At 74.8% G+C, this 16739-nt stretch carries 14 protein-coding genes and 1 riboswitch; of the genes, 3 read left to right on the plus strand and 11 right to left on the minus strand.

The annotated features are described in order from the left end of the window. Positions 1-21: 21 nt before the first annotated feature. Positions 22-861, plus strand: a complete 840-nt coding sequence (locus tag JK361_RS00430; RefSeq protein ID WP_201813566.1) for an N-formylglutamate amidohydrolase — start codon at positions 22-24, stop codon at positions 859-861. A gap of 192 nt (positions 862-1053) precedes the next feature. Here the strand turns inward: JK361_RS00430 and JK361_RS00435 are convergent, their stop codons facing one another. From JK361_RS00435 to JK361_RS00445, 3 genes are read right to left on the minus strand one after another with little or no spacing between them, the layout of a single operon-like run. Continuing rightward, the gene (locus JK361_RS00435) at positions 1054-1542 is read right to left on the minus strand and encodes a hypothetical protein (protein WP_201813567.1); all 489 of its coding nucleotides are present in this window, start codon (positions 1540-1542) and stop codon (positions 1054-1056) included. After that, on the minus strand, positions 1539-2177 hold the full coding sequence (locus JK361_RS00440) for an RNA polymerase sigma factor (RefSeq protein WP_201813568.1): 639 nt from the start codon (positions 2175-2177) through the stop codon (positions 1539-1541). Before JK361_RS00440 ends, JK361_RS00435 begins: the two co-directional genes overlap by 4 nt. Further along, positions 2174-3598 carry a S8/S53 family peptidase gene (locus tag JK361_RS00445; protein WP_201813569.1) on the minus strand — a complete coding sequence of 475 codons (1425 nt, stop codon included), beginning with the start codon at positions 3596-3598 and terminating at the stop codon, positions 2174-2176. The genes JK361_RS00440 and JK361_RS00445 overlap by 4 nt, the downstream gene beginning before the upstream one ends. A gap of 84 nt (positions 3599-3682) precedes the next feature. Here JK361_RS00445 and JK361_RS00450 point away from each other — a divergent pair, with 84 nt between their 5' ends. Next, positions 3683-6286, plus strand: a complete 2604-nt coding sequence (locus JK361_RS00450; protein WP_201813570.1) for a CHAT domain-containing tetratricopeptide repeat protein — start codon at positions 3683-3685, stop codon at positions 6284-6286. Between the two features lie 99 nt (positions 6287-6385). Here the strand turns inward: JK361_RS00450 and JK361_RS00455 are convergent, their stop codons facing one another. Continuing rightward, positions 6386-8140 carry a LuxR family transcriptional regulator AbsR2 gene (locus JK361_RS00455; RefSeq protein ID WP_201813571.1) on the minus strand — a complete coding sequence of 585 codons (1755 nt, stop codon included), beginning with the start codon at positions 8138-8140 and terminating at the stop codon, positions 6386-6388. A gap of 95 nt (positions 8141-8235) precedes the next feature. On the opposite strand from JK361_RS00455, the gene absR1 reads away from it, so the two are divergent. Next, positions 8236-9321 (plus strand): beta-glucuronidase AbsR1, encoded by a 1086-nt coding sequence (gene absR1 / locus JK361_RS00460; protein WP_201813572.1) that lies wholly within the window; start codon positions 8236-8238, stop codon positions 9319-9321. A 159-nt stretch (positions 9322-9480) separates the two neighbouring features. Here absR1 and JK361_RS00465 read toward each other — a convergent pair whose 3' ends face one another. The 7 genes from JK361_RS00465 to JK361_RS41940 form a co-directional block, all read right to left on the minus strand. Beyond that, entirely contained in the window at positions 9481-10857 is a 1377-nt protein-coding gene (locus JK361_RS00465; protein ID WP_201813573.1) for an NtaA/DmoA family FMN-dependent monooxygenase, read from the minus strand. Between the two features lie 20 nt (positions 10858-10877). Beyond that, positions 10878-12086, minus strand: a complete 1209-nt coding sequence (locus tag JK361_RS00470) for an LLM class flavin-dependent oxidoreductase (protein WP_201813574.1) — start codon at positions 12084-12086, stop codon at positions 10878-10880. 26 nt (positions 12087-12112) lie between these two features. Next, positions 12113-13132, minus strand: a complete 1020-nt coding sequence (locus JK361_RS00475; RefSeq protein ID WP_201813575.1) for an ABC transporter substrate-binding protein — start codon at positions 13130-13132, stop codon at positions 12113-12115. Positions 13133-13304: 172 nt separating this feature from the next. Then, positions 13305-14096, minus strand: a complete 792-nt coding sequence (locus tag JK361_RS00480) for an amino acid ABC transporter ATP-binding protein (protein WP_201813576.1) — start codon at positions 14094-14096, stop codon at positions 13305-13307. Beyond that, a complete protein-coding gene (locus JK361_RS00485; protein ID WP_201813577.1) occupies positions 14093-15076 on the minus strand; it encodes an amino acid ABC transporter permease in 984 nt (327 codons plus the stop codon). The genes JK361_RS00480 and JK361_RS00485 overlap by 4 nt, the downstream gene beginning before the upstream one ends. A gap of 354 nt (positions 15077-15430) precedes the next feature. Next, positions 15431-15541, minus strand: a riboswitch (SAM riboswitch). Between the two features lie 78 nt (positions 15542-15619). Next, positions 15620-16507 (minus strand): glutathione S-transferase C-terminal domain-containing protein, encoded by an 888-nt coding sequence (locus JK361_RS00490; RefSeq protein WP_201813578.1) that lies wholly within the window; start codon positions 16505-16507, stop codon positions 15620-15622. Between the two features lie 77 nt (positions 16508-16584). Continuing rightward, positions 16585-16707 (minus strand): putative leader peptide, encoded by a 123-nt coding sequence (locus JK361_RS41940; RefSeq protein WP_262418265.1) that lies wholly within the window; start codon positions 16705-16707, stop codon positions 16585-16587. Positions 16708-16739: the final 32 nt, after the last annotated feature.

Consider the following 16739-nt stretch of genomic DNA (forward strand, 5'->3'; position numbering starts at 1 on the left):
ACCACATCCCCGGAGCAGCCCGTGACCGAGTCCGCCCCTTCGTTCGCCCTTCTCCCCGGCGCCGCCGAGTCACCGGTGCTGCTGCACGTGCCGCACTCGGCACGGGCGATACCCGCGGACGTACGCGACGGCATCGTGCTGGACGACGCCGCGCTGGAGCGGGAGCTGGACCACATCACGGACGCGCACACCGCCGAGATCGCCGAGCGGGCCGCCGCGCTGGCCGGGATCACGCCCTGGCGGTTCGAGAACCGGCTCTCCCGGCTGGTCGTGGACCCGGAGCGGTTCCCGGACGAGCGGGAGGAGATGGCGGCCGTCGGCATGGGCGCGGTGTACACGCGCACCACGCACCGGGGTGAGCTGCGGCCCGCCGGCACCGACCCGGAGCCGCTGGTCGCCCGCTGGTTCCGGCCCTATGCCCGGGCCATGACGGAGGCGGTGGCCGGCCGGCTGGCGGCGACGGGGCGCGCCGTCGTCATCGACGTGCACTCGTATCCGTCCGAGCCGCTGCCCTACGAGCTGCACGGGACCGGGCCGCGCCCGCCGGTGTGCCTGGGCACGGACGCCTTCCACACCCCGCCGGAGCTGACCGAGGCCGCCCGCAAGGCGTTCGCCGGGTGCGGGGAGACCGGCCTGGACAGCCCGTTCGCCGGCACGTACGTGCCGCTGGACTTCTACGGGACGGACGCCCGGGTCAGCGCGCTGATGGTGGAGATCCGGCGGGACACCTACATGACCGAGCCCGGCGGGCCCGCCGGAGCCGGACTGGAACGGCTCGCCACCGCGCTGGCCGCGCTCGTCGACGCCGTCCCGACCACGGCCCCGGGCGACCGAGCCGTGCCCCCGAGCCCGAGCCGGTGACCGGAGCCCCGACCCGTGCCCCGGACCGGCGGGCCATGGCCCGGTGCCACAGCCCGTGGCCCGAACCCCCAGCCCGCGGCACGCACTCGCAGCCCGCGGCACGCACTCGCAGCCCGCGGCCCGGTGTCGCATGCGCTGGTCCGGTGTCGCATGCCCTGGTCCGGACCGCCGGCCCGGGGCCCGGCCGGCCGCTCAGGCTCGCAGCCATTCGGTGACGATCACCTCCGCGCCGGTCCGCAGCCGCAGGGCGAACGGGCCGGCCGGCGGGGTGTCACTGGTGAACCGGCCCAGGGTGTCGGCGGTGACCGGGCGGACGGCGGCCGGACCGCCGAGCACCTCGATCCGCACCGACTGCGGCGGCAGCACCTGGCCGATCAGCCCCTCCCCGGTGACCTCCACGTCGACGGTCACCTCGCCGGAGCGGAAGGTCAGCATGCGCGGCGCGTCCACGACCCCTCTGACGGGCAGCGCGTCCACCAGCGAGTCGAAGGTCAGCTCGGCGAGCCGGGTGTCCAGGTCGTGCAGCGCGAAGGCCTCCAGCGCCGTCTGCACCAGCTCGGCCGGGACCGGGTCCAGAACGGCGGCGACCTGGCGCAGCTCCTCCTCCAGCAGCGCGTCCGCGAACGCGTCCTCGTCCGGGCCCCGTTCCCCGGTCCTCCGGTTCCCGTCGTCGCCGTTCACACCGCACCCCGGGCATTCATCCGGGCCCGCAGCCGGCGCAGACAGCGCTGGCGCAGCGGGCCGATGCTGCCGACCGCGATGCCGAGCGCGGCCGAGATCTCCCCGTAGCTGGGCGGCGGCGAGGCCATCAGCACGCGCAGCAACTGCCGGCAGCGCTCGCCCAGTCCGTCCAGCTCCTGCCACAGCCGGCGGACCCGCTCGGCCCGGTCCGCCGCCTCCTCCGAATCGATCAGGGTCTCCTCCGGCGTCCGGTCCTCACTGGCCCGGTCCAGCACCCGCGGATCGTCCGTCAGGGTCAGTCGGGCCAGGCCCCTGAGCACCTTCAGGCACTCGTGGCGGGCCGTGCTCGCCAGCCACGCACCGGTCTTGTCGGGCTCCCTTATCCGGCCCAGGTGCTGGGCGAAGCGGAACCAGACGGTCTGGAAGACCTCGTGCCCGTCGGCGTCCGAGAGCCGGTGTGCGCGCACCACCGACCACACCAGGGGACTCATCCCTTCCACCAGCGCCTTCCAGGCCGCGGCGTCCCCGTCGACGGCGGACTGGACCAACGCGCCGACCTCTGTTCGGTCCACGGCTCCACCCCTCGTGTACGGCACGTCATCGTACGCCGTGGAGTGGAGCGTTCCGGACCTCATGCGGGCAGAGCCGCGACCACGGCCGGGGTGGGGCGCCAGGTGGGCGGGCGGAGCACCGGTACGTGCGCCCCGCGCACCTCGGCCCGGTCCGTGGTGGCCGCCAGCAGCCCGGCGCCCGCCACCCGCGGGTCGCGCTCCCGGTACGCCGTCATCCGGGCCGCGACGAGTCCCGCGGCCACCGGGGTGGCGAACGAGGTGCCGCTCCACTGCGCGAGCCCGTCGAACATCACCTGGTCCGGCTTGGCGCCGGTGTTCTCCCGGCCCTCGCTCAACACGCCGGTGTGGCGCGGGTACTGGCAGGTGCAGGAGTAGTCGGCGCCGAACCGGCAGGCGTCGTAGGTGGAGTGCTGGTAGACGTACGGCACGGGCGTGGTGAACCCGGTGAGGGCGCTGGTGAGGCGCTCGCCCGGGGCGTGGACGCGCACCCAGGGGCCGTGGTTGGTGAAGCAGGCCGCGCCCTCGCCGTCCGCGCGCAGGGCGCCCACCGACAGCACGCTGTCGGCGTACTCGGGCAGACCGGCGTAGGCGGCGGGCCAGAAGGGGGTGTCGCTGCCGTTGTTGCCGGCGGCGGCCACCAGCAGGGTGCGCCGCTCGCGCAGTTCCCGCATGAACGCGTCCAGGCCGATCAGACCGTCGGTGTCCGCGCTGGGGCTCCCCGCGGAGAGGCTGATGATGTCCGGCCAGCCGTCCCGGTCGACCGCTTCGAAGAGCAGGGCGCCGAACTCGGACTCCAGGACGGCACCGGCGTCGTTGAGGGTGCCCCGGACGGTGATGTCGGTGTTGGGCGCGACGGCCGCGAGCAGCCCGGCGATGAACGTGCCGTGGCCGACGTACTGGTGGAGCACGCCCTCGCCGTCGGTCTCGGCCAGCTGGGCGTCGCCCGTGGTGTGCGCGAGCAGCGGATAGGAACGGTGGTCGTGCACCAGGCCGGTGTCGACCACGAGGACGCCGACCGCCGTCGTGGGGTCGTAACTTCCGTCGGCGGCGGCCGGATTGGCGGGTTCGGCGCGCGGGACGGGCACCGGCTCGTCGCCCGGGCAGGCGTTGACCGCGATGTGCACCACGTGGTTGCGTCCCACCAGCCGGCGCCCCTGGCGGCCCTCGGCCTCCCGTACCGCGCGCAGGGCGTGCGGCACCGAGTCCTCGCCCTCCGCCGGGTCGCCGACCCGGATCCGGGTCACGCCGGTGCGGCCGGCCCGCGGGCCCACACGGCGCACATGGTCGGGGACAAGACCCGCCGTCTCGGTGAAGTGGCTGCGCACGGCGTCCTCGACGAACCGGGCCTCCTCGCCGTCCCGGACGAGGACGACACCCTTCTCGTAGAGGAACCCCGCGGTCTCGTCCGGCCCCATGGTCAGCGGGACGTCCGGCAGGGACCGCTGGATGTGGTGGAACTGCTCATGGAATCGCTGTGGTGCCATGTGTGTCCTCCCCCTGGAGACGGTGTGCGACAGTGAGAGCCGCGGGGCCGCCGTCTGATACAGCAGGCCACTACCATGCGAGACGTGACAGCGGGAAGCGAGCCGGTTCTCGAACTGCTGCCCATGGTGTTCGCCGATCCGGGCGAGGCCAGGGCACGCGCGGAACACGTCCTGCGTACCGGCCCGTCCCCGCTGCCCGCCAGCGTCGCCCACCAGGTACTCGGCATCTGGCAGCGGGACTTCGGCGACCTGCGCATCGCGCTCCGGCACCTGCGGCGGGCCCGGGATCTTGCCGCGCGGGCCGACTCGGCCGACCGGGAGGCCGATGTGCTCGCGACGCTGGGGGTCGCACTGGTGCACGCGGGGCGCACACGGCAGGGGCTCGCCTCCTTCGAACGAGGGGTCGCCCGGGGCAGCGGACACACCCGCGCCCGGGTGCTGTACCGGCGGGCCTATGTGTGGTGGGTGCTGGGGCGTCACCGGGAGGCGCTGGAGGACGTGCGGCGGGCGCTGCCGGTGCTGCGTCAGGCGGCCGACGACATCTGGACCGCGCGGGCGCTGACCCTGCGGGCCACCGTGCACCTGGCACTCGGCGCGGTGGACCGGGCGGTCGCGGACTTCACGGCGGCGGAACGGCTGTGGGACACCACCGGCCAGGAGCACGACAAGGCCGACGCGGTGGAGAGCCGGGGCCTCGCCGCGTTCCGGTCCGGGGACGTACCGGCCGCGCTGCGGCTGCTGGACGAGGCCGAGGAGCGCTACGCCAAGCTGGGCACCCCCACCTACAACCTGTCGATCCGGCGCTGCGAGGTGCTGATGGCGGCGGGGCTCGCACCGGAGGCGCTGGCCGAGGCGGACGCGGCGATCGCGCTGCTGGACCGGATCGGCGGGCAGTCCACCCGCAAGGCCGAGCTGCTGCTCGCCGCCTCGTGGGCCGCCCGCGCGGCGGGGGACGCGCACACCGCCATCGCCCGCGCCGCCGTCGCCGTACGGCTGTTCGCGGCGCAGCGCCGGACGTGGTGGGAGACGCACGCCCGGCTGGAGCTGATCGAGGCGCGGATGGCGGCCGGGCGCCGCTCGGGTCGGATGGTGGCGGACGCGGCGGCGGTCGCCGAGCGGCTGGCCGCCTTCGGCTCGCCGGCCGCGCCGGAGGCCTCCCTGCTCGCCGGGCGGATCGCGCTGGCGCTGGGCTGGACGGCGGACGCGGAACGGCACTTGGCGGTGGCCGCCCGCAGCCGGCACTGCGGGCCCGCGCCGGCCCGGGTGACCGGCTGGGCGGCACAGGCGCTGCGGGCGCGGGCCGCCGGTTCCCGGCGCGGTGTGCTGGAGGCGTGCCGGCGCGGCCTGGACGTGCTGGACGACCACCGGATGACGCTGGGCGCCTCGGAGCTGCGCGCCCACACGAGCGCGCAGGGCGCCGAACTGGCCGCTCTCGCCCAGGAGGTGAGTCTCGACCAGGGCGGTCCGCGCCGGCTGCTGGGGTGGAGCGAGCGGTGGCGGGCGACCGTGCTGTCCGCACCGCCGACCCGGCCGCCCGACGATCCGGCGCTGCTGAGCGGGCTGACCGCCTACCGGGAGATCGCGGCCCGCGCCGAGGCCGCCCGGATGGACGGCCGCCCGGTGCCGGCGCTGGAGCGCGAACAGCGGCGCCTGGAACGGGAGATCCGCTCCCGCACCCGCCACATGGGCGGGGCCGCCGCGGACGCCGGGGACCGCTTCGACGTGGGCCGGCTGCTGGACCGGCTCGGTGAGGTGCGGCTGGTCGAACTGGCCGTGGTGGACGGCCGGGTGCACGTCCTGCTGTGCGGGCAGGGCAAGGTACGGCGGTTCGCCGGCGGTTCGCTCGCGGAGGCGGTGGCCGAGGCCGGGCATGTGCAGGCCGGGCTGCGCCGGCTCGCCCACCCGGGGGCCGAGGCCCGGCTGCCGCTGGTGGAGGCGGCGGGCCGGCGACTGCAGGAGCTGCTGCTGGGCGGGGCGGTGCCGCATCTCGGGCCGGGCCCGGTGGTGATCGTGCCGCCGGGGGCGCTGCACCGGGTGCCGTGGGCGCTGCTGCCCGCCCTGCGGGAGCGGGTGCTCAGCGTGTCGCCGTCGGCGGGCAGCTGGCTGCGCGCCCTGGAGACGGCACCGCCGCCGGGCGGCCGGCCGGTCCTGGTGCGCGGTCCCGGCCTCGCGACGGGCGGCGCGGAGGTCCCCGAACTGGCCGACCGGTACGGCACGGCGACGGTCCTGGAGGGCGACGACGCCCAGGTGCCCCGGGTGCTGGCGGAACTCGACGGTGCGGGTCTCGCCCACCTCGCGGCGCACGGGACGTTCCGCGCGGACAGCCCCCTGTTCTCCGCCCTGCGGATGGCCGACGGTCCGCTGATCGTGCACGACTTCGAGCGGCTGGCCCGCAGCCCGTACCGGATCATCCTGTCGAGCTGCGACACCGCCCGTCTCGCCTCGGTCGGCGCGGACGAACTCCTCGGGCTGGTCACGGCGTTGCTGCCGCTGGGCACGGCCGGGGTGGTGGCGAGCAGCGCACCGGTCAACGACGCGGCCGTGGTGCCGCTGATGCTCGCCCTGCACAAGGGGCTCGACGCGGGCCTCTCCCTGGCCGAGGCCCTCCGTGACGCCCGTGCGGCCCTGCCCGGCGACGCGGTCCACCAGGCGACGGGCTGGGCCTTCGCGGCGTTCGGGGCGGCGTGAGGACGGCACCCGCACGGCCGGCGGCACCCGGGCGAAGGGACGCGGGGAACCGTTCCGCAGGCACCCGCGTACCCGCACCCGGCGACCGGCCCGCCCCGGCTACGCCGTCTCCCGCCCCGGCCCGTCCACCAGCCAGGGCAGTGCTCCCCGGTCCCCCGTGCCGAGCCGTGTGTAGGCGCTGTACAGGTGGTTCCCGACGGTCCGCACGGACAGCGTCAGCTTCTCGGCGATCTCCCGATTGCTCAGCCCCGCGGCCGCGAGCGCGACGATCTGCCGCTGCCGGGCGGTGAGTTCCCCGAGGACGAGCCCGGTCAGCGCCGGCGTGCGGGCCCCTTGGCAGCGGCGGGCCAGGGCCACGGCCCGGGTCCGGGACAGCCGTGCGGCACGCGGGTCCCGGTGAGCGCGCACGGCCTGCGCGCGCGCCTCCGCCGCGTACAGCAGGAATCCCCGCTCGGCCAGCGCCTCCGCGGCCCGGTCCAGCGCGGTCCCGTCCCCGCGGGCCAGCGCCTCCGCGTGCCGGGCCAGCACGCTGCCGGCCGGCAGCCGTCCCGCCGCCCGCTCGGGCGCACCGAGGCGTACGGCCGCGTAGACCGAGTGGACGTCGTCCGGGTCGCCGCCTTCCGCCGGCCGGCCCCGGTCCGGCCGCCCCTCGGCCGGCTGGCCTTCGGACAGCCGGAGTTCGGCCCGGCACCCGGCGTCCGCCGGAGTGTCCCGCAGTCCTTCGCGGGCCCACGCCGCCGCCTCCCGCAGCTCGCCCCGCAGCCGCGCGAACCGGGCGCGGATCTCGGCGTACCCGGCCGGCAAGGTTGCGCCCTCCGCCACCAGCCACTCCCCCACCGGCGTCGGCACCGACCGGACGTCCAACTGTGCCATCCGCCGGACCAGGGTGTGCTGTTCGGCGGCGAGCGCGGGACCGTGCGCGCCGGCGGGGCGGGCGAGGCGGCGGGCGCGCAGCCGGCCGGTGGTGGCGCGCAGCGCGGCGCCGTGGAGGGGGTGGGCGAGGGTGACTCCGCCCTGGTCGTCGGCGTGGACGAGGCCGTCCGCCTCGAGGGTTTCGAGGACGTCCGGTTCCAGCTCGTCCAGCGGCACGGGCAGGGGCTCGGCGAAGGCGAGGCGTTCGAGGGTGTCGCGTTCGCGGGGGGCGGACCGCTCCAGGGCGGGGGCGAGCCGCTCGCGGACGGCCGAGGTGATCGGCAGCGCGCCCCGCCAGGCCCGTTCGCCGGTGCCCGGGACGGGTGTCAGCCGGCCGGCCCCGGCGAGCGCGGTGACCAGGTCGCGCAGCAGCCGCAGATCGCCCCGGCACACCCGGTGCAGCCGGCGCACGGTGAGCGCATCCAGGCCGGCGCCGGCGAGCAGCCGGCCGGTGTCGTCGCGGGACAGCGGGTCGAGGGCCAGCCGGGGCAGCAGTTCCCCGGTCCACAGCCGGGACACGGCGGCGGGGGCGGGCACGCCTTCCGTGGCGGCCACGATCAGCCGGGTACGCCCGTGCACGGCCAGCTGGTGCACGAGGGCGGCGGAGGTCTCGTCCAGCAGCTGTGCGTCATCCACGACGAGGACCCGTACGCCGGACAGCATGCGGACCGCGCGGGGCAGCGGGACGGCGTCGGGGAGCAGGTGCGCGAAGGCCGCGAGGGGCAGGTCCCGGGCCTCGGGCGTGCCGGTCACCCGGGCGTGGTCCGTGCCCCGGACCGCCTCCGTGATCAGCCGCGTCTTGCCGTGGCCCGCCGGGCCGGTCACCACGATGCCCGGCCGGCCCGCGGTCAGCGCGTCGCGCACCAGCTCCAGTTCGTCCGCCCGGCCGGTGAACGGCCAGGGCAGCTCCAGGGTTTTCGCGTCCGGTTCGTAAGTCCTCACATCATCCAGAGCGCGGGTACTCGGTTCTGATACAGGGCGACTTGAGTAGCCCCCGACTCAGGCGTCCGGCCGTGGCGGGCGAGCACGATGGCCGCATGACCCGACGCCTCTGCTCGCTTCCGCGGCAGCCGGCCCCGGCCCTGGCTGCCGGGCTGACCGCCGAGCGGCTGGGCGCGCTGCTCGCCGGGCGGCGGATGTGGGTCAACGGCACGGTGCTGCACTACTGCTTCCTGGACACCCGCTCCGACGCCTCGGTCATCCCGGTCCCCGGTACGGGGGAACTGCGCAGGGTGCCGTGGGCCGGCGGCGAGGAGCAGCGGGACGTGGTGCGCGGGTGCTTCGGCGAGTGGCAGGACCTGGGCGTCGGCATCACCTTCGCCGAGGTCGGCGACCGCCACGAGGCGGAGCTGCGGATCGGGTTCCAGACGGGTGCCGGGTCCTGGTCGGCGATCGGCCGGGACGCGCTGTCGGCCGGCCGGGGTGAGCGCACCATGAACCTCGGCTGGGACGTGACCGCGCCCGGGGAGCGGGGGGTGGTCCTGCACCAGATCGGGCACGCGCTCGGCATGGTGCACGAGCACCAGAGCCCGTTCGCCGGGCTGCACTGGGACGACGAGGCGGTCTACGCCGAGCTGGCGGGGCCGCCGAACTTCTGGAACCGGGAGACGACGTTCGCGAACGTGCTGCGCCAGCTGGACGCCGGCGAGGCAAGCGGTTCGGTGTGGGACCCGCAGTCGGTCATGACGCTGCCGTTCGGGCCGGGGCTGGTGCTGGAGCCGGAGCAGTACCGCGTGGGGCTGCGTCCGCCCGGCACACCGTCCCCGGCCGACAAGGAGTTCGTGCTCCGCTGGTATCCGCCCACGGGGCCGTCCGGTCCGGCCGCGCTGCTGCCGTTCCGGTCAGCGCCGCTCGGTCTCGGGGCGGGCGGACAGGCGGACTTCACCGTGGAGCCGCCGGAGACCCGCGAGTACACGGTGGGCACCTTCGGCGACGCGGACACCGTGCTGGTCGTCTTCGAGGAGCGGGACGGGGAGCCGCGTTTCCTCGCGGGACACGATGACGGCGGCACGCCGGACAACGCCGCCGTCCGGGTGCGGCTCGTCAAGGGCCGCCGCTATGTCGTCCGGGTCCGCCTGTACTCCACATGGGGGTCGGGAGAGACGGCGGTCATGTGCTGGTGACGGCACACGGACGGCAGGGGGCCACGGTCCGGCGCCGGGGGAACGGCCGCGGGCGTCACCCACGGGGGAGGTGACGCCCGCGGCCACGCCGCCGTCCGCGCACGCGGGCCGCGGCCACGCCGCCGTCCGCCAGGCACGCGCAGGTGGTCGCGAGACGCCTCAGGACGCGGCGCGCCCGGCCGGGGTGACCGCGTCGGGGTGGGCGAGACCCAGGTGGTCGCGCAGGGTCGTGCCCTCGTACTCGGTGCGGAAGACGCCCCGTTCCTGGAGGAGCGGAACCACCTGGTCGGCGAAGGCGTCGAGCCCGCCGGGCGTGATGTGCGGGACGAGGATGAAGCCGTCGGCGGCGTCCGCCTGCACGAAGTCGTCGATGGTCCGGGCGACGGTGGCCGGGGAGCCGACGAAGGACTGCCGGTTGCCGGTGTGGATGACCAGGTCGCGGATGGACCACTTGTTGGCCTCGGCGAGCTGCCGCCACTCGCGGGCGACGGCGAGCGGGTCCCGGTACATCCGCACCTGGGCGCGACCCCGGGAGATGTGCTCCTCGCCGACCACCGGGTCGACTTCGGGCAGCGGGCCCTCCGGGTCGTACGCCGACAGGTCCCGGTTCCAGACGAATTCGAGGTGCTTGATGGCGGTGGCGCCGCTGACCTGCTGCCGGCGGACCTGGTGGGCGAGTTCCGCGGCCTCCTGGTCGGTGTCGCCGAGGACGAACGTCGCGGCGGGCAGGATGAGCAGCTGGTCGGGGCGGCGCCCGTACCGGGCGAGGCGGGACTTGACGTCCGTGTAGAAGGCCTGGCCCTCCTTCAGGGTGGAGTACCGGCTGAAGACGGCGTCGGCGTCGGCGGCGGCGAACTCGCGGCCCTCGTCGGAGTCGCCCGCCTGGAAGACGACGGGGCGGCCCTGCGGGGAGCGCGGGACGTCGAACCGGCCGTGGATGTCGAAGTGCCGGCCCCGGTGGACGAAGGCGCCGGCCCGGGCGTCGCGGAGGAAGGTGCCGGTGGCCTGGTCTGCGAGGATCTCGTCGCCGCGCCAGGAGTCGAACAGCTCGTGCGCGGTGGTGAGGAACTCCTTGGCGCGCGAGTAGCGTTCCTCCTGCGGCAGGAAGCCGCCGCGCCGGAAGTTCTCGCCGGTGAAGGCGTCCCAGGAGGTGACCACGTTCCACGCGGTCCGGCCGCCGGAGAGGTGGTCGAGGCTCGCGAACTGGCGGGCCACCTCGTACGGCTCGTTGAACGTGGAGTTGATGGTGCCCGTCAGGCCGAGCCGGTCGGTGACGGCGGCCAGCGCGGCCAGCACGGTGAAGGTGTCGGGGCGGCCGACCACGTCCAGGTCGTAGAGGGTGCCGCCCTGTTCGCGCAGCCGGAGTCCCTCGGCGAGGAACAGGAAGTCGAACCTGGCGCGTTCGGCGGTCCGCGCGAAGTGCGCGAAGGAGTCGAACTCGATGTGGCTGCCGGCGGCCGGGTCGCTCCAGACGGTGGTGTTGTTCACCCCGGGGAAGTGCGCGGCCAGATGGATCTGCTTCGGCGGCTTGCTCATGGTGGTGCGGTCCTCCCGGCTCAGACGGCGGCTGCGGAGTAGCGGTTGGCGGGGCGAGGGAGGCCGAGGAGGCCGCGCAGGGTGCCGGCCTCGTAGGCGTCCCGGAAGCGGTGGCGGCGCGGCAGCTCGGGCACCAGTTCCCGGGTGATCCGGGGCAGGTCGTGGCCGGCGACCGCGGGCCGCAGCCGGAAGCCGGTCAGCCCGCCGGCCGCCAGCTCCTCCAGCAGATCGGCGAGTCGGGCGGCGGTGCCGGTGAAGATGCGGGCGTCGCTGGTGTACGGCTCGCCCGCGAGCGTGTCGAGGCGGTCGAGGCGGGCCGCGGCCCGGGCCTCGCTGTCGTCGAGGAGGACGACGAGGTCCCCGAAGACGTGCAGTGGCTCCCCGGACCGGCCCGCCGTCTCCTGTTCGGCACGGATCTCGGCGACGATCGCGCGGGCCTGCGCCGCGTCGTGCGGGGTCACGTAGCCGATGTCGGCCTGGCGGGCCACCAGGCGGTACGGGACGGTGTCGTGGGCGAGGGCGGTGACCAGGGGCTGCCCCTGCGGCGGCCGGGGGGTGATGGAGGGGCCCTTGACGCTGAAGAAGCGGCCCTCGAAGTCGATGTGGTGCAGCTTGTGCCGGTCGATGAAGCGGCCGGTCGCCGCGTCCCGGATCTCGGCGTCGTCCTCCCAGCTGTCCCAGAGGCGGCGTACGACTTCCACGTGGTCGGCGGCCTCGTCGAACAGCTCGGTGAGCAGCTCCCGCGCGGCCGGGCCGTCGAAGGAGTCGATCCGGCCGATGGTGCGGCGGCCGAAGTGCGCGGCCTCGTCGGGGCGGGCGGAGACCCGGACGCGCACGCCGGCGCGTCCGGTGCTGACGTAGTCGAGGGTGGCGATCGCCTTGGAGATGTGGAACGGCTCGGTGTGCGTGGTCACCACGGTCGGGACCAGGCCTATGTGCCGGGTGAGCGGGGCGACGCGGGAGGCGATGAGGACCGCGTCGAGCCGGCCGCGGACCTGGTCGGTGCGCTCGTCGGGTGCCAGGGCGCGGGAGGACTGCGGGCCGAGGCCGTCCTCGAGGGTGACGAAGTCGAGCAGGCCGCGTTCGGCCTCGGCGATCAGGTCGGCCCAGTAGCCGGCGGTCAGCAGGTCCCGGGGGCGGGCGACCGGCTCGCGCCAGGACGCGGGATGCCAGCCGGTGCCGTCCAGGGCGACGGCCAGGTGCAGGTGTGCGGGAGGAGTCGGTGACACGTCGGTGCCTTCCTTGACGGGGCCGGTCAGGTGTTGTCCAGCGGCAGCCCTGGCGGGTCGATCTCCGACTTCGCCACGGCCTCGCCGGAGAGGTTGTAGGCGGCGAGCCACTTGGCGTACTGCCCGTGCTCGATCAGGTGGTTGAGTGCGTCGGCGAGCGGCTTGGCGAGTCCGCTGTCCTTGCGGGCGGTGGCGGCGATCAGGCCCTGGAGCGTCGCGCCGGCGCCGGAGAAGCTGCCCGCGCTGCGGGTCGGGTGGGGCGTGTTCGCGGTCTGCCGGGCACGGTAGGCGACACCGGGGTTGGGGCCGAAGAAGGCGTCGATCCTGCCGCTGCTCAGCGCCAGGTTGACGGCGTTCTGGTCCGGGAAGTACTTGACGGTGAGCCTCTTGCCCTCCGCGGCCAGTTTCGCCTTCCACTCCAGGAGGATCTTCTCCTGGTTGGTGCCGGAGCCGACAGAGACCGTCCGGCTGGCGAGGTTCTCGTAGTCGCCGTCGAAGTTCCAGGTGCTCTTCTTCAGCACCTCGAAGGCCAGGTCGTCCTTGCGGTAGGAGGCGAACTCGTACTTCTTCTTGCGTTCCTCGGTGTCGGTGACGTTGGAGAAGGCCACGTCCACCCTGCCGCTGTCGAGTCCGACGAAGAGGTTCTCCCAGGTGGAGTTCTTGATCTCGGGCTGCAGGCCGAGGACGGCGGCCACCAGGCGGCCGAGGTCGGGCTCGGAGCCGGTGAGGGTCCTCTGGTCGCTGCCCACGTAGTTCAGCGGCGCGGATCCCGAGGGCAGGGCGCCGACACCGATGACGAGCTTGCCGCTCCTGCGGACGGAGGCGGGCAGTTCGGCTCTGATGGACTTCACTTCGGAGACCTTCAGCTCGGTCTCCTTCGCGGCTCCGCCGGACAGCCGGCCCACGGTCACCGTGCCGGCCGGGCCGGTGGTGGCGGCGGCTTCGCCGTCTCCTCCGCAGCCGGCGAGTCCGCCGGCGAGGGAGAGGGCCACGGTCGCCGCGGTGAGGCCGCGGATCAGGCTGCGTCGGGAGAACTGGCTGGGCATGGCTGTCCTTGTCGTTCGGGTGTCGCGCCGGGAACGGGTCGACGAGGGTGTGGTCGGGGCACTTCGCCGGTGTGCGGCGGCCGGGGCTCCTTGCCGGCGAGCGGCCGGGGCACTTCGTCGGCGTGTGGTCGGGGCGCCCTGCCGGTGTGCGGCCGGGGCGCCTTGTGTGCGGTCAGAGGACCTTGCCGAGGAAGTCCCGGGTCCGCTCGTGCCGGGGGCTGTCCAGCACCTGACCGGGCGGGCCCTGTTCGACGATCCGGCCGCCGTCGATGAAGACGACCCGGTCGGCGACCTCGCGGGCGAAGCCGATCTCGTGGGTGACGATGACGAGGGTGGTGCCGCTGCTCGCCAGGTCCTTGATGACGGCGAGCACCTCGCCGACGAGTTCGGGGTCGAGCGCCGAGGTCGGCTCGTCGAAGAGAATGATCCCGGGCCGCAGGGCGAGGGCGCGGGCGATGGCGACGCGCTGCTGCTGACCGCCGGACAACTGCCGTGGGTAGGCGGCGGCCTTGTCGCCGAGGCCGACGCGTCCGAGCAGCTCACGGGCGAGGTCCCGGGCCGCCGGACCGGTCAGCCTGCCCGTGGCGACGGGGGCGGCGGCGACGTTGTCGAGGACGGTCAGGTGCGGGAAGAGGTTGAAGTTCTGGAAGACGAAGCCGATCCGGCTGCGCTGGGCGAGGATGGCGCGCTCGCCGAGTTCCCTCAGCCGCCCTCCGTGCCGCTTCACCCCGATCGGCTCGCCGCCCACGCTGACGTGGCCGACCTCGGGCTTCTCCAGGTGGTTGACGACCCTGAGCAGCGTCGACTTGCCGGAGCCGGAGGGGCCGATGATCACCGTGACCTCGCCGGGGCGGACGGTCAGGTCGATGCCGTCGAGGACGCGGTGGGCGCCGTACCACTTGTGGACGTTGTGCACTTCGAGCGCGGCGGGCGCGGCCTGCCCGCGGGGGTGTGCGGTGGTCATACGGCGGCCTCCCCGCGCAGCCTGGCCCGCAGCTCGGTGAGGCCGGTCCGGGCCTTCCGCAGCGGGGTCGGCGGCAGGGCCCGGGTGGCGCCCCGGGCGTAGTACCGCTCGACGTAGAACTGGACGACGGACACGGCGCTGGTCAGGATCAGGTACCAGACGGTGGCGACCAGCAGCAGCGGCACGACGTCGCCGGGATAGGTGTTGCCCATCGACTGCACCGTGCCGAACAGGTCGAGCAGCGACACGTAGAACACCAGGGACGTGCTCTTGACCAGGCCGATCAGCTGGTTGACGTAGTTCGGCGTGATCGACCTCAGGGCTTGCGGGAAGACGATCCTGCGGAACTGGTAGCCCCGGGGCAGGCCGAGCGCGGCGGCCGCCTCGTGCTGGCCCTGGTCGACGGAGAGGACGCCGCCGCGGACCACCTCCGCCGCGTAGGCCGCCTCGTTGAGGCTGAGGCCGACGACGGCGATGGTCAGGTCCGTGGCCACCTTCGACTCGTCGAAGGTGACGAAGGCCGGGCCGAACGGTACGCCGAGGCTCAACGTCTGGTACAGGGCACTGAAGTTGTACAGGAAGATCAGCACCACGATCAGCGGGACGGAGCGGAACAGCCAGGTGTAGGTCCAGCTGACCGCGCGCAAGACCGGGCTTGCGGAGAGCCTGCCGAGGGCGAGCAGGATGCCGCCGGCGAGGCCCAGCACGGCGCTGAGCGCGGCGACTTCGAGCGTGACGAGGAGGCCGTCGAGGACGGCCGGGCGCAGGAACCAGTAGCGGAAGCGGTCCCACTGGTAGAAGGGGTTCGTGACCAGTCCGTGCAGGATCTGCGCGACGACCACGAGGACGACGGCGGTGACGATCCACCGTCCGGGCCGGCGCAAGGGCTGAACCCGCTGTGCGTTCGGCTGCTGTGAGGGTGCGTCGGTCGGGATGGGCGCCGCGGCGAGGGAGACGGCGGCGCCTGGGGGTTCACTCATGAGGAGCTCCGGCGGAGTCGGACACCCCGGGGCCGCGGACGGGCGGGCGCGGGCCGCGTCGGCACTACGGCACGAGGCGGCGCACGGGCCGGCGCGGACACCGGGGGCTGGGCGGACAACGGCACACCGGGTGGAAGGTGCGCGGCGGGAACGCGGGGACCGTAAGGAGAGGTCAGCCCTGGCGGCGGGCAGAGCCCGGTGCGGTACACAGTGCGCTGTTCACGCGGAGCAGATCGACGGCGCGGTCGGCGACGAGCGGACCGGCGGACGACGGTACGCGGCCCTGGAGGCGGCCCGAGGCCGTCCTGGGAGCTGCGTGCATGGCGTCACCTGTCACTGTTCCGGCCCCGTGGGGCCTCGCGCTTACCGAAATCGCCGTCCGGTCCGGTCGTCACCTGGGGCACCCCACCGCGCCGCGAGGGTTGCCGGTCAGCGAGCCAGGGCTTGGCGCTGACGCTCATGACCGTTCTAGAGCCGTAAGTAAGGCAGTCGGCCGTTCGAATGTCAACGGCCGTCCGCCCGGTGGACATCAGTGGCCCGCTCTCACCGGCGGGAAGTGTCCGGGGAGCCCGCGGCGTGGCTCGCCCAGTCCAGGATCTGGACCGCTGCTCCGGCGGCCTCGAGGCCCTGGCAACGGCCGTGGTGGCGGCGGGCGATGCCGTCGAGGTCGAGATGGCGGCCGAAGGCGGGGTGCGCGGCCAGGCGGCGGGCGTAGGCCCACAGCGCGCGGTGGCCGGCGATGCGGTGGACGGCGGAGGCGTCGAGGTGGCAGCGGTGGACGGTGTCCAGCTGCACCAGGGACACCCACAGCTCGATGTCGGCGGCGGTGAGCCGGCCGTCGGCGAGGTACTCCTCCTCGCTCAGCCGCCGCTCCAGCCGGCCCAGGGTGTCCAGCAGCACATCGAGCGCGCCGGCCCGCTCGTCCGGGTCGGCACCGGCACGGCCGGCGCGCTGGGCGGCCTCCTCGATGCCCTCGGCGCACATCCGCTCGACCGCCTCGATCACGGACTCCAGGCCGGCGGGATACAGGCGGGCGCGGCCGTCGTGCCGCAACCGGTCCAGGTCGCGCAGGATGCCGGGGGTGTGGGTGCTGACGATGCGTCCGGACCAGTCGTCGCCGAGGACGGGCGCGAGCGCCGGCCCGGTGTAGTGGTGGGCGCTCGCCTCGTACAGCGGACGCAGCGCCGAGTGGCCGCCGCCGGGACGGTCCGGGACGGGGGGCAGGAGGGTGACCGGACAACTGCCGCCGAGGCCCAGCAGGCTGTGGCCGACGGCGAGGCGCAGGCCGTCGGGGGACGCGGTCGACAGGTGGAGCCGGTAGCGGTGCGGCACGGCGTAGTGGCCGCTGCGCGCGTCCCGGCCGATCCGGCCCCGGAAGAGGGGTGCGGGACGACGGGCGGACGGGACGGCGGCGAGCGGAGTGATGGACATGCGTCTCCCCGGGTCGTGGGCGTGCGAAGGGTGATGCGGCGTGGGCGCGGCCGGCCGGCGGGGGCGAGGGCCCCGGTTCAGCGGTGGCGGCTGATCGCGCTGCTGACGCGCTGGAGGTCGATGTGGCGGCGGGAGGTGAGCAGGGGGGCGCGCAACGGCGTCCGGCGCGTTCGGCCGGTGCCCGTCTCGTGGCGCGTCATGATTCCCTACCTGTTCACTAGGGTTCCCTCCC

The sequence above is a fragment of the Streptomyces musisoli genome, assembly GCF_016741855.1.
Classification (GTDB): Bacteria; Actinomycetota; Actinomycetes; order Streptomycetales; family Streptomycetaceae; genus Streptomyces; species Streptomyces musisoli.

Bases quoted from the DNA above. Each gene is read 5' to 3' on its own strand.
- absR1 (WP_201813572.1), top strand. From the start codon at position 8,236: ATGACCCGACGCCTCTGCTCGCTTCCGCGGCAGCCGGCCCCGGCCCTG.
- JK361_RS00440 (WP_201813568.1), bottom strand. From the start codon at position 2,177: ATGAGGTCCGGAACGCTCCACTCCACGGCGTACGATGACGTGCCGTAC.
- JK361_RS00480 (WP_201813576.1), bottom strand. From the start codon at position 14,096: ATGACCACCGCACACCCCCGCGGGCAGGCCGCGCCCGCCGCGCTCGAA.
- JK361_RS00490 (WP_201813578.1), bottom strand. From the start codon at position 16,507: ATGTCCATCACTCCGCTCGCCGCCGTCCCGTCCGCCCGTCGTCCCGCA.
- JK361_RS00445 (WP_201813569.1), bottom strand. From the start codon at position 3,598: ATGGCACCACAGCGATTCCATGAGCAGTTCCACCACATCCAGCGGTCC.
- JK361_RS00465 (WP_201813573.1), bottom strand. From the start codon at position 10,857: ATGAGCAAGCCGCCGAAGCAGATCCATCTGGCCGCGCACTTCCCCGGG.
- JK361_RS00485 (WP_201813577.1), bottom strand. From the start codon at position 15,076: ATGAGTGAACCCCCAGGCGCCGCCGTCTCCCTCGCCGCGGCGCCCATC.
- JK361_RS41940 (WP_262418265.1), bottom strand. From the start codon at position 16,707: ATGACGCGCCACGAGACGGGCACCGGCCGAACGCGCCGGACGCCGTTG.
- JK361_RS00475 (WP_201813575.1), bottom strand. From the start codon at position 13,132: ATGCCCAGCCAGTTCTCCCGACGCAGCCTGATCCGCGGCCTCACCGCG.